9 protein-coding genes are annotated in these 14,584 nt (G+C 50.4%); 2 read left to right on the forward strand and 7 right to left on the reverse strand.

Annotation, left to right across the window (positions count from 1 at the left end; translation table 11 throughout):
• Positions 1–3: 3 nt before the first annotated feature.
• The 5 genes from ACR9FF_RS21215 to ACR9FF_RS21235 form a co-directional block, all read right to left on the reverse strand.
• Positions 4–1,521 (reverse strand): sugar ABC transporter ATP-binding protein, encoded by a 1,518-nt coding sequence (locus ACR9FF_RS21215; protein ID WP_201009004.1) that lies wholly within the window; start codon positions 1,519–1,521, stop codon positions 4–6.
• Between the two features lie 137 nt (positions 1,522–1,658).
• Positions 1,659–2,675 carry a galactose ABC transporter substrate-binding protein gene (locus tag ACR9FF_RS21220; protein ID WP_127494446.1) on the reverse strand — a complete coding sequence of 339 codons (1,017 nt, stop codon included), beginning with the start codon at positions 2,673–2,675 and terminating at the stop codon, positions 1,659–1,661.
• 141 nt (positions 2,676–2,816) lie between these two features.
• Complete coding sequence (locus ACR9FF_RS21225; RefSeq protein WP_435164503.1) at positions 2,817–3,800, reverse strand: substrate-binding domain-containing protein; 984 nt, start codon at positions 3,798–3,800, stop codon at positions 2,817–2,819.
• The gene (locus tag ACR9FF_RS21230) at positions 3,797–5,557 is read right to left on the reverse strand and encodes a cache domain-containing sensor histidine kinase (RefSeq protein WP_435164505.1); all 1,761 of its coding nucleotides are present in this window, start codon (positions 5,555–5,557) and stop codon (positions 3,797–3,799) included. The genes ACR9FF_RS21225 and ACR9FF_RS21230 overlap by 4 nt, the downstream gene beginning before the upstream one ends.
• Positions 5,554–7,206, reverse strand: coding sequence for a response regulator (locus tag ACR9FF_RS21235; RefSeq protein WP_435164507.1), 1,653 nt, complete (start codon positions 7,204–7,206; stop codon positions 5,554–5,556). Before ACR9FF_RS21235 ends, ACR9FF_RS21230 begins: the two co-directional genes overlap by 4 nt.
• Before the next feature lie 243 nt (positions 7,207–7,449).
• On the opposite strand from ACR9FF_RS21235, the gene ilvD reads away from it, so the two are divergent.
• Complete coding sequence (gene ilvD, locus ACR9FF_RS21240) at positions 7,450–9,120, forward strand: dihydroxy-acid dehydratase (RefSeq protein ID WP_127494685.1); 1,671 nt, start codon at positions 7,450–7,452, stop codon at positions 9,118–9,120.
• A gap of 895 nt (positions 9,121–10,015) precedes the next feature.
• On the opposite strand, the gene ACR9FF_RS21245 is transcribed toward ilvD, so the two are convergent.
• Positions 10,016–11,419, reverse strand: a complete 1,404-nt coding sequence (locus ACR9FF_RS21245; RefSeq protein WP_435164509.1) for a polysaccharide deacetylase family protein — start codon at positions 11,417–11,419, stop codon at positions 10,016–10,018.
• 141 nt (positions 11,420–11,560) lie between these two features.
• On the opposite strand from ACR9FF_RS21245, the gene ACR9FF_RS21250 reads away from it, so the two are divergent.
• A complete protein-coding gene (locus ACR9FF_RS21250) occupies positions 11,561–12,712 on the forward strand; it encodes an AI-2E family transporter (RefSeq protein ID WP_435164511.1) in 1,152 nt (383 codons plus the stop codon).
• On the opposite strand, the gene ACR9FF_RS21255 is transcribed toward ACR9FF_RS21250, so the two are convergent.
• Entirely contained in the window at positions 12,698–14,521 is a 1,824-nt protein-coding gene (locus tag ACR9FF_RS21255; protein ID WP_435164513.1) for a peptidoglycan D,D-transpeptidase FtsI family protein, read from the reverse strand. The two genes, ACR9FF_RS21250 and ACR9FF_RS21255, sit on opposite strands and share 15 nt — an antisense overlap.
• Between the last annotated feature and the right edge of the window lie 63 nt (positions 14,522–14,584).

The raw sequence follows: 14,584 nt of genomic DNA on the forward strand, positions 1-14,584 counted from the left end.
TCATTAGCCCGTCTGAGCGGCCAGCCTCATAATGCTTTGTTCTGTCGCGTCTTTGCCGTCGAGGATACCCGTTGCGCGGCCCTCCGACATAACCATAATCCGGTCCGACATACCAATAAGCTCAGGCATTTCAGACGAAATCATAATGATGCTCTTTCCTTGCTTCGCAAGCTCGATAATGATCTGGTAAATCTCGTATTTGGCGCCGATATCGATACCGCGGGTCGGCTCGTCCAGGAGCAGAATGTCCGGATCCGTCAGCAGCCAGCGTGCGAGAAGCACCTTCTGCTGGTTACCGCCAGACAGGTTGCGGATCAGTTGGTTGACCGACGGCGTCTTGGTTCTGAACTTCTCGACGCCTTTCTTCGCTTCAACGCGCATTTTCGATTCATTCAAGAAGCCAAAAGGCCCTCTGTACAGACCCAGGTTGGCGATCGCCGTATTCTCGGTGATGTTGAGCACCGGGAAAATACCGGTTACGCGGCGTTCCTCCGTCAGAAGCGCGATTTTATGCTTTTTCGCATCGATCGGAGATTTGATCGTAATTGGCTTGCCGTCTTTGTAGATCGCGCCGGATTTCACGGAACGAAGTCCAAACAAGGCTTCGATCAATTCGGTACGCTGAGCGCCGACAAGGCCGCCAACCCCGAGAATTTCGCCTTTGCGAAGCTCAAAGGATACGTCTTTGAAAGAATGAGGGAGTATGGAAGTGAGGTTCTCCACCTTGAGCATTACCTCTCCCGGCACGTTCGTGCGTTCCGGGAAACGCTCAGACAGATCGCGCCCTACCATACGCTGGATGATCATGTCGATCGTCAGCTCTTTGGATTCCCAAGTTCCGATGTATTTACCGTCGCGCATGATCGTTACGTCATCGGAAATACGCAAAATCTCTTCCATTTTGTGCGAAATATAAATGATGGCTACGCCGCGTGCACGCAGCTTGTTAATAATCGCGAATAAATGCTCAACCTCGTTGCCCGTCAAGGAAGAAGTAGGCTCGTCCATAACGATAACTCTCGAGTTGAACGACACGGCTTTCGCAATTTCAAGCGATTGAATTTTGGACACCGACAATTCGCCGACAAGCTGGTTCGGATCAATGTCCATGTTCAAATCTTCAAACAATGCGACTGTGTCTTTGTACATCTTTTTATGGTCAATAAACCTTAACGGACGAACGCCCGTCATCGGAAATCTGCCAAGCCAAATGTTCTCCATTACGCTGCGCTGAGGCACCGGATGAAGCTCCTGGTGAATCATGGATACGCCGCTGTTCAAGGCGTCCTTCGAGTTTTTGATATCTGCTTTTTGTCCATTGAGGAAAATCTCGCCCGCGTCCGGATGATAAATCCCGAACAAGCATTTCATCAGCGTTGATTTGCCCGCGCCGTTCTCGCCCATCAAGGCGTGAACCGTACCCGGCCGAACCTTCAGCGTTACGTTGTCAAGCGCTTTAACGCCAGGGAACGTCTTCGTAATATTGTTCATCTCAAGCAAATAAGGATGCTGCTCTGCCATTAATATAGCCTCCTTTAATCCGGCTCCCATCCAAGAAGCAAGGTACAAAAAAACAGGGGGCGACGGAAGTGCGGTTGTCGCTCCCTGTTTTCGTTTCGTTATTTTTATTTTTCTGAAGCTTGTTAGTGTGTATGCAATTACTTAGCGGACTCTTGCGTTACTTTTTGGTAAGGAATCCAAACGTATTTGCCATCAGTGATGTCGTAGCCCGTGTTTTCTTTGGTAGGAGTTTCGCCTGCTGCCAGAACCTTCATCAGCATAACCGTAGCTTTACCTTGGTTGTCGGCATCGTTCAGAACCGTACCAAGCATCGTGCCGTCTTTCAGGGCTTGCATTGCAGGGTCCGTTGCGTCAACGCCTACAACCGGCATTTTCTTGTCGCCTTTGAAGTAGCCTGCCGCTTTCAGAGCTTCGATTGCGCCGAGTGCCATGTCATCATTGTTTGCGATAACCGCTTCGATCTTGTCGCCATGGGAACCAAGGAAGGCTGCCATTTTCTCTTGACCTTTAACGCGGTCCCACATTGCCGTATCTTCAGCCAGCTTTTGAACCTTGATGCCTGCATCTTCGATCGCTTGAACGGAGAACTTCGTGCGAAGCTCAGCGTCTTGGTGACCCGGTTCGCCCTTCAGCATGACGTATTGCAGAACGCCGTCGCCGTTTTTGTCCGCTTCAGGATGCGACTTCCAGTAGTCGGCGATAATTTCGCCTTCCATTGTGCCGGACTCTTCCGCTTTTGCGCCTACGAAGAACGCTTTGTCCCATTTCGCAAGGTCGTCGGCAAGCGGTTCGCGGTTAATGAACACGACTGGAATGTCGGCTTTTTGAGCTTTGTCGATAATAACGCCCGCTGCCGTACGGTCAACCGGGTTAATCGCCATTGCTTTTACTTTTTTCGTGATGAACAAGTCAACTTTATCGTTTTGAGTCGGCTGGGAGTTTTGGCTGTCAACGATATCCACCTTAACGTTACCCTCAGCTGCTTTGCTGATCGAGTTCCGCACGCCGCTCATAAATGTATCGTCAAATTTGTAAATCGCTACGCCTGTTTTAGGAAGGCTTCCGCCGCCGGTGCCGCCGTTATTCGAGTTCGAGCAACCTGCTGCCGTAAGTGCCATTGCTCCCGCTACGAGAGCCACTGTCCATTTTTTCATCTCTGTAATACCCCCCGAGTGAATTAAGTAATGCGAGCTTGCCGTATTGCTTGCTTGCTGCATCCTTATTATGTCGAAATTTGAAATGGATTCGAATCTAATATTCTCATCTTTTTTATTAATATTCTCATCAGTTTCTAATCACTGAACGACAGGGAATAGAAGCTTCTGGTTATCCTTCCAGAACATGTTTTTCTTGTCGATCAGCTTGTTCTGAATTTCGACCCGGGATGGGACTTTATGGCCAAGCGCGGCTTCCATTGCATATTTCATTCCGAGGTACCCCATACTGAAAGGGTTTTGCACGATAAGCTTTTGCAGCTGATTCTCCTGCAGCAGCTCCAGCAGCTCCGGCGAGCTGTCAAAGCCGACAAGCTTAACCCGATTCCCCGCCTGCTCGTTCCTCAGCTCCATGGCCGCGCCAATCGAAGCTTCCGTATTTAAAGCGATAATGCCGTCGAGCTGCCGCTTATGCAGCTCCTCTGCTACCGTCTGGCTGCAAATATCTTGTTCGCCGCTGCATGTCACCTGGTCAACGATACGGATATTCGGGTATCTGGAGGCAGCATCAAGAATGCCTTGGGCTCTTAGCCTGCCGTTAATCCCCCCGGCTGCATGAGCGATAATGGCGATATCACCTTGCCTTCCGAGCTGATCGGCCAATTCGCGGAGTGCTTGCCCTCCTGCCTCGTAGTTATCCATGCCGATATACGATCTCGTCTTCCCCGAAGTAAGCACGCTGTCGATGGCAATAACCGGAATATGCCGCTCTGCGGCTTCCTTCAGGAACGGAGCGAAAATCTCGTCATCGCTGGCGGCAAGCACGATCGCATCGGGTTTTGTTGCAAGCGCCTGCCTAGCGGCCTGCATCTGCCCGTCGGCATCCGTTTCATCGTAAGAAGCGGTCGTGTACATCGTAATGCCGAATTCCTTAACCGCCGCCTGGGCGCCAAGCATGACATTTTGCCAGTAATCACCTTCGCTTGAACGCAAAATAACTTGAATCGTTATATCCGAAGGTTTCTGTTTCCGTTCCAGAACTCCAGGGTTGAAAGCGGAAATAAGCAGAACGAGGGCTGTCACGGCGAGTAATATACTAGCAATCATCCGTTGTCTCCGGTTCATTCTCCGTGCTCCCTCCCTTCCGCCTGCTTCAGTTCCATAGCCGGGAATCGAACCGTAACGGTTGTTCCTTCCTCAAGCTCGCTTTCGAAATGCAGGCCGTAAGCCTGACCGTAAAATAACCGAATCCGTTCCTGTACGTTCATAACGCCTACTCCCGAGCCCTTGGAGCTGGTCACATGGCCGGCATTGACCTGCTTCAGCCGCTCCTCGCTCATGCCAAGACCGTTATCACTTACTTCAATAACGATATCCTGGCCATCGAGCTTGGCAGACACCCGTATATGGCCTTTGTCTACCGAAGGCTCGATGCCGTGGACAAGAGCGTTCTCGATAAGCGGTTGAACGATTAGTTTCAGAGTGGCGTAACGCAAGACGGCGTCTTCGGCCTCAATGGAAAAATCGAATTTGTTCTTAAACCTCATTTGCTGAATAACGAGGTAATTCCGGGCATGCTCAAGTTCATCGGCGATTGCAATGACGCTTTTCCCTTTGCCGAGACTAATCCGGAACAGCTTCGATAAAGAAGTGATCATCGTGGTCACTTCTTCGTTCTTGTTCATCCCTACCATGCGAACAACCGAATTAAGCGTATTGTATAAAAAATGTGGATTAATCTGGGCTTGCAAAGCCTCAAGCTCATAGGTGCGTTTGCTTTCCTGCTCCGTCACGATCTGCCTCATCAGCTTCTTGATCGTGCTAATCATGATGTTAAACCGGTCGGCCAGCTGCCGGACTTCAAGCGGACCTTCGCCAACGGCCGTCTGTTCAAAATTGCCGTGCTCCACATTTTTCATGGACAGCTCAAGCTGCTTGATGGGCTTGGATATCCGCCGCGAGACGATGCTCGTGAGCAGCACAACAATCAGAATTAATGCAAGAAGGAGCTGAAACATGGATCTGTTCAGCTCCGAAATGGAAGTCATGGCTTCATCCTTGTAGGACACGCCTACAACCTTCCAGCCTACGTTGCCGATTGTCTGAACACTGATGATTTTGGTAGCACTGGAGGTTTTGTCGATAAAGCTGCCATACGTATGTTTGAGCGCGAGCTCAACGTTCTCGTTTTTCAATCCGGCATAAATAAGCTGCAGCTGGGGGTGATAAACAATATTGCCCGCCGACTCATCCAGAATGTAGACATAACCTTTCTCGCCGAGACTAACTCTGTCGGATAGCTCGTCTATCGTGTTGAAGTTAACGTCAAGCAGCAGAACGCCTTGGATCGGCTTGCCGTTATGAATCATCGTAATACTCTTGCTAAGCGAAACGACCCATCTGAACTGCTCCTTATACAGATTTTGCACATGCGGCAGCGAGATGGACAAATGGTTGGGCGTATCCAGCGCGCTTTGGAACCAGCTTTCCGTGGTCACGTCCAAAGCGCTCTTCATCGTAACGTCGGGCAGGTCCATGACAAGCTGCCCTTTGTCATCGAACAAAGCAAGGGATACCGTATCCGCGCGGGTAGACATCATCGTCGCCAGCTGGCGGTGGAGACTCTCCGAGTCCACGTCGCCGCTTTGCGTAATCGTGTGGTACATCATGTTGAATAGATCGGATGTCGCCTGCACGTTATTTTCCAGGCTGTAGCTGACCTGGTCGACAATCTGCTGGGAATTGCGGAAGGCGTTCTCCTCCGCCGTTGTGGCAAACCGGCTGTACAGCACCGTGCTTACGACAACGATAATAAAGACCGAGAACAGGATAAGGGAGACCGATAAAATGTATTGAATGCTTCTGCTATTCCCGCTTTTCATCTGGACGACTCCGTTAAGCCGCTGCGGTATTCCTTGGCGGATACTCCCGCGTACTTCTTAAAGCAAAGACTGAAATAGTTCGGGTCGGCAAAGCCAACCTTCTCCGCGATCTCGAAGGTTTTCAGCTCCGTCGTTCTTAGATATTCCTTCGCCGCTTCCATGCGCAGCTGCAGCAGGTATGCGCCGTAGGTCATCTTCACTTCCTTTTTGAACAAACTGCTGAAATAGCCCGTGCTAATATGAAGATGCGCGCAGACAACGTTTATCGAGAGCTCACGGTCGTTGAAATGGCTTCTCGTGAATTGAATCGCTTCCTCTACGATATGCTTATACGAATGCTGCCTCCGGCTCGCAATTCGGCTTCTTACTTTGCCGCAAAGATCGGTGAACCAGGCTTTGGTTTCATTAAGCGTATTCAGCTTCTGATATTGATCCAATATGCCCACCGCAAAGATAGGGTCGTTGTCTTTGCCGTCGTCGATCATTTTGGACAGCTTGATAATAGCCGTTACCATCTCGAGCAAATAATGCTCGAAGTTATGCACCGGTACCGGTGCCTGCACGCGCGCGAGATCGTCAAACAGCTCATCGATGACGTCGGCCAGCTCCTGCTCCGTTCCCACCTTGATGGACCGGACCAGGTTCTGTTCTTTCCATTCGTCAAAGATCAGCTTCTCCTGCACGCGCTCTTCCATATCGTCGATGCAAATAATTTGATTAATCCCGAGAATTCTGCGGTAATCAAGCGCCACCTCTGCCGCCTCATACGAATACTTCAGGCTGCGGATATCCCGAGTGAACGTCCCGACTCCAATCATGACGGGGAGTTTCAGAAATCTTTCGATGCTCTGCAAAATTTCCTTCAGTGCATCCTGGGTCGCTTCCATCACTTCATCGTCCCGGCCATCCGGACTAACCGTAAACAGGACAACCTGATCCTGGTGGATAAATACTTTGCCCAGCTTATGTCTTGTCCAAATCTCGCCCGCAATGTTCGCAATGGAGAATAATTTCAGATCAAGGTCCTTTATGGAGGAGACCGCATGAAGAGGATCAAGCTCCTCCTCCGGCTTGTCCGAATGAAGAACGGAGATCACCGATACGACATAACCTTCTCCGTCCAGCTCCATTCCGTATTTCTCCGCTTTCTCTCGGATGCTTGCTAACGACTGATGGCGGGTGATCAAGGAAGAAAGGAATTTTTCCCGGACAATCGGCAAGGTCATGCGGTAATGCTCCCGCAGAAGCTCGACGTTGTTCCGCATCTCCCTTTCTTCATCCATCCTCTGCTTCACTTGAAGCACCGTTTCCGTCAATTGGCTCCCCGAAAAAGGTTTCAGCAGGTAGTTTTCCACTTGCAAATTAATGGCCTGCTTGGCATATTCGAATTCGTCATGCCCCGTCAAAATGACGACGCGGGTAATCGGATACATTTTTTTCACCCAATCGGCAAGCTCGAGGCCGTTCATATAGGGCATGCTAATATCGGTAATGAGCACATCCGGCTCCATTTTTTCTATAAGCTCTGTCGCTTCTTTCCCGTTCCCGGCAGTTCTAACCTCGGAGAAGCCGCAGCTCTCCCAGTCAATCTCCATCATTAGACCTTCCGTTACTTCCGGTTCGTCATCAACGAGCAGCAATTTATACATGATGTCTGTTTCTCCCTTCATCAAACCAGTACTCATTTTGCCACAAATAAAAAGACGATAACATTAAATTTGTCGAAAATTGTAGGCAGTTAGAGCGTAATGACCATAATAAGCCTTATTTGCTCTGTTTTACAAGCATTTACGGCCTTTCGCGGCTTCTGCTCTTGTAGCCAAGGTTTGTCCGATATGATAAACTCAAAGGTATGACATTACATGGGAGGGACTAGCATGGCGCCTAAGAAAATGAGATCAGACATGATTAAAAAAGGATTTGACCGCGCACCTCACCGCAGTCTTCTGCGGGCAGCAGGCGTAAAAGAAGAAGATTTCGGCAAACCGTTTATCGCGGTTTGTAACTCTTATATCGATATTATTCCAGGTCATGTCCATTTGCAGGAGTTCGGCAAACTGGTTAAAGAAGCAATTCGCGAAGCGGGCGGCGTGCCGTTCGAATTCAACACAATCGGCGTAGACGACGGTATCGCGATGGGTCACATCGGGATGCGTTATTCCCTTGCCAGCCGCGAGATTATTGCGGACTCCATAGAAACAGTAGTTAACGCTCACTGGTTCGACGGTATGGTCTGCATTCCTAACTGCGACAAAATTACGCCTGGCATGATGATGGGTGCCCTTCGCGTAAACATCCCAACCATGCTCGTAAGTGGCGGACCAATGAAAGCCGGCAGAACTTCTGACGGCCGTGCAATCTCCCTGACTAGCGTATTTGAAGGCGTTGGCCAATATATCGCTGGTAAGATTGATGAAGTAGGTCTTACTGAACTAGAACAATTTGGTTGTCCGACTTGCGGATCTTGCTCCGGAATGTTCACAGCTAACTCCATGAACTGTCTTGCGGAAGGCCTTGGCCTTGCAATGCCAGGTAACGGTACGATTCTTGCTGTATCGCCTGAGCGTAAAGAGTTCGTTAAAGAATCGGCTCGCCAGCTGATGAAACTGATCGAACTTGGCATTAAACCGCGTGACATTGTTACAAAAGAAACTATCGACAACGCATTTGCTCTTGATATGGCTTTGGGCGGTTCAACTAATACCGTTCTACACACGCTTGCAATTGCGCATGAAGCTGGTATCGAATACCCAATCGAACGCATCAATGAAATTGCAGAACGCGTTCCGCATCTTGCGAAAATTGCTCCAGCATCCGATTACCATATCGAAGATGTTCATGTTGCAGGCGGCGTAAGCGCTGTTCTTAATGAGCTGCTCAAAAAAGATGGCGCATTGGATGGCACGCGTTTAACGGTTACTGGTAAAACACTTCGCGAGAATGTTGAAGGCTGTGAAATTCTAGATACAGATGTTCTCCGTACGATCGATAACCCGCATAGCGAACGCGGCGGCTTGGCTGTATTGTTCGGCAACCTGGCTCCAGGCGGCTCGATCGTTAAAGTCGGCGCTATTGACAAATCGGTTGGCGGCTACCATAAAGGTCCTGCAATCTGCTTTGACTCCCAAGACGATGCACTGGCTGGCATCGCCGGCGGCAAAGTAAAAGAAGGTCATGTTGTCGTAATCCGCTACGAAGGTCCTAAAGGCGGTCCTGGCATGCCAGAGATGCTTGCTCCAACTTCGCAAATCGTTGGTATGGGTCTTGGCACTAAAGTCGGCCTGATCACCGACGGTCGTTTCTCCGGCGCATCCCGCGGCATCAGTATCGGCCACGTTTCTCCTGAAGCGGCAGAAGGCGGCCCGATCGCCTTCGTTCAAGACGGCGACATCATTGAGCTTGATATGAACAATCGTGGCATTAACCTGCTGATCAGCGACGAAGAAATGGAAAAACGCCGCGCCGCATGGCCTGGCTTTGAACCAAAAATCAAACGCGGCTACCTGGCTCGCTACTCGCACCTCGTTACGAATGCAAGTACGGGCGGCGTAATGAAGATGTAGTTCGCAGAATTGAGTGTAAAGCAGCTCCTTTTGGGGCTGCTTTTCTTTTTGTGGGAGTTTAGCAGCACTCCGCAGACGTATATCTCTTCCAATCGCTGTTGGTTCCGGATTCCTCTGATTCAACTATTAGCAAAGTTGGAATCCGGCAACCAAAGGCGAACGCTTCGCTTCTCCAGAGATATACGTCTGCTCCGTTGGAGCAAACGAGCAGAGGCGACGTCGCTGACTCCATTCTGCTCCTTTGGGGAGGAATGGAATGCACCTGTGCCTGATGAACCCGGCACAGGTGAATGTTTGGCTGACAGCTTTTTAAGCTGTCGCGCCTCCCTGTCGGGAGAAGCAACCTAAACCAAACCTAAACCTAAACCTAACCCAAACCAAACCAAAACCTAAACCTAACCCAAACCAAACCAAAACCAAAACCAACCACCGCAACCACCCAAACATCCCAACACCTACTAAAACCAAAGCTATCCACGTTCCAAGCAACACTTGCATCAGATCTTCTAAGTTAAGCTCATATACTACTGTTGGAGATACCGTCCTCCCTTATACTACAAATTAACCTGATAAGAGCAGCATCTCCATAACGTTTACATAGAACACATCAACCTACTCGGCTACCTTCTCTCCCATTGCTTAACGATGTGCGGCATCGTTAAGGTCATTCAAATTGGCGTGAATAAGCGGCTTAACGATATGGCATATCGTTAGGAAGGCGGGATGAAGGGGATTTTCGCTGAAACAGCTGATTTCATGCTGGCTTTACGATGTGCGGCATCGTTAAGGTGGTTCAGTACGGTGGGAATGAATAGCTTAACGATATGGCATATCGTTAAGCTAGAAAAAGGGATAAAAAAGCCTGGCAGTCGTTGACCGCCAGGCTTTGTTTAGTTTAGATAACGGATGGGTTACTGTCCATTTCGGAAGCATCCGTATTTTCGAGGGAAGGTGTCGACTTGGCCGCCGCCACTTCCTGATGAGGCTTGGCGCCTTTAGCCGTGGAAGCATGCGCTCCGTTTACGGCAAACATCAGAAGCTGCTCCAGCGGCATCAACAGCATATGCGGCTTGATGGAATCCCGCTTTGCTTTGCCTCTTGCGTTGCGCTGTTTATTGGTAAGAACGCTGGCAAGGATTTTTAGATATATCCGCGTTGTCCGCGCGAACATGCCGTCCGGCAGCGGCTCCACCTGGAAGCCTAACCGGTCCGCGCCGCGATGGATCATGGTCACGCCATAAATCGAGCGCACCCCTTCTACTTCCGGGTCCTTGGCGAGCGTTCTCGCAAGCTGCGGCAAAGCCTGTTCCATTTCCCGGAGCAGCCGAATTCCCGTCGCTAACGGCGAGCCCGATTGCAAAGCAATCGAAGACAGCATCTTATTGTCGAAATGAAGCTCAACGATTTTGTCGCCGTGCCTCAAGAAGCCGTTATCCGCCAGCTTAACCGGCTCCCCATGGTACTTGATGACACGGTAATGGAATGCCGCATTCTCGCCTCCGACCGTTTTCAACCGGAAAACCACGTGGTACAGCTTCTCGTAGAGCAGCCATGCTCCAACCAACGCATTCTTCATTACAGACCGTTTCGGCGTTTTCTCTGTCAATTTCATCATCTCCGCTATGCCGACAAATCGAAAGCCCCGCTTCGTCGCTACTTCCATATAAGCTTCAAGAGCAAGCAGCATATTCGCCGGTGCCGTTGGATCCGCGCCTGGCGTACGGCCGCAATCATGCAGCAGCAGCACTTCTCCGGGACGCATCTTCTTCATCATTTTCCGCTTGAGATTCTCGGCGCCAAGTTTAACGTTCCAATCCCCGAAAATGGCCGACCACAAGATGATTTGCATCTTATTTCGGTTCATGAAATCAAAGACGTTAACAATCCCCCATGGCGGCCGATAAAAAGCGGAACGAATCCCGACGGCCTCCCGTATTACGTCTGAGGTACGATCGATCTGACTGCGAACCGTCTTTGGCCTCATAAACCAGTTGGTCTTATGAACATAATTATGAATACCGATTATATGTCCTTCCTCATGCATTCTCCGCAGTATTTCCGGATGCTTCTCTGCATGTGAGCCTACTACAAAAAAAGTGGCTTTCGCCTTATAACGGGCAAGCAGATCAAGCAGCTGGGGCGTATATTCAGGATCCGGACCATCATCGAAGGTTAAAGCGATATCGCTTGTGACACGGCCTTTCTTGAATACGCGAAATCCGAAAACACGGCTGATTAGCGCAGGGATAAAGGCATACAAGGACAAGAAGTAAAATGCCCAAAGCAGCAATTGTAACATTTTCTATACCCCACCGTTTATGAAAGTTATAAACACGATACCTTTAATTGTACCATATGAGCATTAATTATAGGCATCGTTTTAAAAATTATAGTACAATCACAACAGGGATTTGATTCCTGTACGAGAGGAGATTATTGTATGCTTCCGTTTTACAAGAAATACTGGCGTACCGCATTCGACATAGCACTTATTGCCCTAACGGTGTATCTGGTTATGTTCGCCTTCAGCTATCTGTACAAGATTGCGACGCCTATTTTCTTTGCCTTTGTCATTTATCTGTTTATCGAACCGCTGGCCAAGCGGCTGAACAAAATCGGGATCAAAAAATCGATCGCTTCCGGCATATCCGTGCTGGTGTTCTCCCTCATTATTATTGGCCTTTTTTCCGGACTAGCCTACATCATTACAAGCCAAGGCGCCGACTTCATCAAGGTGAAATTGCCGCAGTACCAAGAGCTCTTCAAGGAGCAGGTGCAGGATGATTCCAGCGTGTTCCAGCAAAAGCTTCAAGCTCTGCCTCCCGAATGGGTTAATAAAATCACCGAGTACATTAACGGAGCAACGGAATATTTGCCGAAGCTGGCCAATATTATTTTCACCGGTCTGATCGGATATATTTCGTCCTTCTCTACTTTTCTCTTCAACTTCGTAATCGGGATTATTCTGGCGTACTTCCTCAGCATTGAGATTAAAGTATGGAAAAAAACCGCCAACGACAAAACGCCTAACACGTTCAAAAAAGCTTTCTTCTTCCTTAGAGAAAATGTATTTAAAGGAATTGGAGCTTACGTGAAGGCTCAGGCAAAAATGATGAGTATTACGTTCCTCGTTATTTTCGCGGCGCTGCTTGTTCTTAGAGTCGAAAATGCTTTCGCAATCTCCTTAACGGCCGGAATCTTCGACGTATTGCCGCTTCTTGGCGTCAGTACGCTGTTTATTCCTTGGATCATTTATTTGTTCCTGGTTGGTCAAACGACGCTTGCCGTATGGCTGTCCGTGCTTTTGGTTGCCGTTGTTCTGACGCGTCATATCGTAGAGCCGAAAATTACGGGCGATACGCTGGGCGTATCCGCCTTCACGATGCTATCCTGCATGATCGTATCGCTGCATTTATTTGGCGTAGCAGGCGTAATTTTGTCGCCAATCATCATCATTCTGATCAAAGCGCTGTACGAGCAAGGCTTCTTCCACCGCTGGATCCGTACGCCGCAAGGCGAGTTCGACATTCATCCATTCCCGGCTGCCGCCGAGGAGGAAATCGACGGCAAGCAGCCTTCAACTGGAGTATAAGGCGAGAATGTCCATGACGCCGCGAAAAAGCTCAGTTGCCTGATTACTGCTATCAGGCGGACGATTCTCCGCCAGCACCGCAACCGCATAACGGGGCTTTTGGGCCGGACCGTATCCCGTGAACCATTGGTTCACGCGGGGCGCTCCGGCCCTTATGATTTCGGCGGTGCCGGATTTGCCGGCTACCGACCACAGTCCTTGGCGGATCGACCGGCCTGTTCCATGGTCGACAACCGCCTCCATGCCGCGAAGCAGCTTGCGCGCGGTGGCCGGACGAATCCGGCCATCCGCCGCCGAAGCGCTCTTCGCGGGGATGGTCACCATCCGCTGGCCGTTGGCATAGCGGATTTCCCGGACAAGGCGCGGCTCCATCACGCGCCCGTGGTTAAGCAGCGTGACGACCAGATTCGCCGCCTGCAGCGGCGTCATCAATACATCACGCTGCCCAATGGCGGATTGCGCCATTACGCCGCCATCCGTCTTGACGCCGGCCACAGCCGGGAATAACCGCCCGGCTTCCTCTTCCTGTAGCAGCCGGAGGGGATGATGGAACGGCCCAAAGGCCCGGTCCGAATGCCACCCGGCCTGCTTCCCTATCCCCAAAGCGGTTGCCGTGCGCTGCAGCTGCTGCGCGCTTAACCGTTCCGCAATTGTCGCAAATACGATATTGCAGGACTGCGCGAGTCCCTCCTGCAGCGTAAGCGTGCCATGCCCGCCCTCTTTCCAGCAGGACAAGCCGTATTTGCCGTATTCCCCGTTGCAGGTAAAACGCTCCTTCTCGCTTGTCACTCCAGCTTCCAGAGCGGCAGCTTCGGTTACCAGCTTAAAAATAGAGCCGGGCACGGCCGCCTGAATCGCATGATTGGCCCACTCCTTCTCGTTATCCAGCTGCAGCGGCTCCATCTGCGGCCTGGATATCATCGCCACAATATCTCCGTTTTCCGCGTCCAGAACAACTACCGCCCCTTCCTTGAGCGGTTTGGCATCAATATAGGCCTCAAGCCTGTTCTGCAGCTCAAGATCAAGCGTGGTCTGAACCTGTAGCGGGTAATACAGATTTCCCGGCCCCGTAACGCGGTAATTAAGCCCTAGCAACGGCCCCTTGTTGCCGTCCGTAAAATAAGAGACCGATGTAGCGCCAGCGCCATGCAGCAAATTATCCAAAGACTTTTCAAGACCCGAACCGCCTATCAGCTCGTTGATTTTCCGTTTGCCCGACTCAAGCTCCTTCGCATACGCCAGCTCTAGATGCTCCGGATGCTGGCTGATATACCCAAGCGCCTGCTTGGCGGCAAATGCCGATAAGTAACGGTTCCGGTATGGCAGAGCTCTTACTCCGTTCAAATGAAGCAAAGCCAGCTTCTGCAGCTGCTTGTCCGATAAGCGATAAGGAAGCTTGTCCTTCCCCTTATGCCAGAAGGACGGCTCCCGCAGCTCCTGCCACCAGCTTACCAGCTGTCCTTCCGTTACATTCAGCATCGCGGCAAGCTGCCGCACATTCTGATGCCACTTTTTCTCCGTTTCGGCATCTTCAAATCTCATATTCACGGGAAATAAAGCAAGCGTATAATACGTCTCGCCCGTAATTGGCTTATTATATCGGTCTACGAAATCTCCCCGGCCTGAATCCAATACAAGATTCCGTTCCCGCTGCATAACCGACATCCGCTTCCAGCTTGTCCGGCTTATGGCAGGAGCGGCATTCTTATGCCCGAAGCCGGGAGTCAGCTGCAGCCAGGCAAGCCTCGCAATAAACCCGGACAAAATAAATACGAATAATAACCCGATTACAGCAATACGTCTTCTCATGTAAGGCGCCTCCAGTCATTAGACATTATCACCTTACCGGAGCACAAAAAAACCGTCCAAAAG

It is taken from the genome of Paenibacillus glycanilyticus (assembly GCF_051200795.1).
Taxonomy (GTDB): domain Bacteria; phylum Bacillota; class Bacilli; order Paenibacillales; family Paenibacillaceae; genus Pristimantibacillus; species Pristimantibacillus glycanilyticus.

What these genes read in the sequence shown, in the direction of transcription:
- ACR9FF_RS21250 (WP_435164511.1), top strand. Translation starts at nt 11,561, where the DNA reads ATGCTTCCGTTTTACAAGAAATACTGGCGTACCGCATTCGACATAGCA.
- ACR9FF_RS21245 (WP_435164509.1), bottom strand. Translation starts at nt 11,419, where the DNA reads ATGTTACAATTGCTGCTTTGGGCATTTTACTTCTTGTCCTTGTATGCC.
- ACR9FF_RS21255 (WP_435164513.1), bottom strand. Translation starts at nt 14,521, where the DNA reads ATGAGAAGACGTATTGCTGTAATCGGGTTATTATTCGTATTTATTTTG.
- ilvD (WP_127494685.1), top strand. Translation starts at nt 7,450, where the DNA reads ATGAGATCAGACATGATTAAAAAAGGATTTGACCGCGCACCTCACCGC.
- ACR9FF_RS21235 (WP_435164507.1), bottom strand. Translation starts at nt 7,206, where the DNA reads ATGTATAAATTGCTGCTCGTTGATGACGAACCGGAAGTAACGGAAGGT.
- ACR9FF_RS21220 (WP_127494446.1), bottom strand. Translation starts at nt 2,675, where the DNA reads ATGAAAAAATGGACAGTGGCTCTCGTAGCGGGAGCAATGGCACTTACG.
- ACR9FF_RS21230 (WP_435164505.1), bottom strand. Translation starts at nt 5,557, where the DNA reads ATGAAAAGCGGGAATAGCAGAAGCATTCAATACATTTTATCGGTCTCC.
- ACR9FF_RS21225 (WP_435164503.1), bottom strand. Translation starts at nt 3,800, where the DNA reads ATGAACCGGAGACAACGGATGATTGCTAGTATATTACTCGCCGTGACA.
- ACR9FF_RS21215 (WP_201009004.1), bottom strand. Translation starts at nt 1,521, where the DNA reads ATGGCAGAGCAGCATCCTTATTTGCTTGAGATGAACAATATTACGAAG.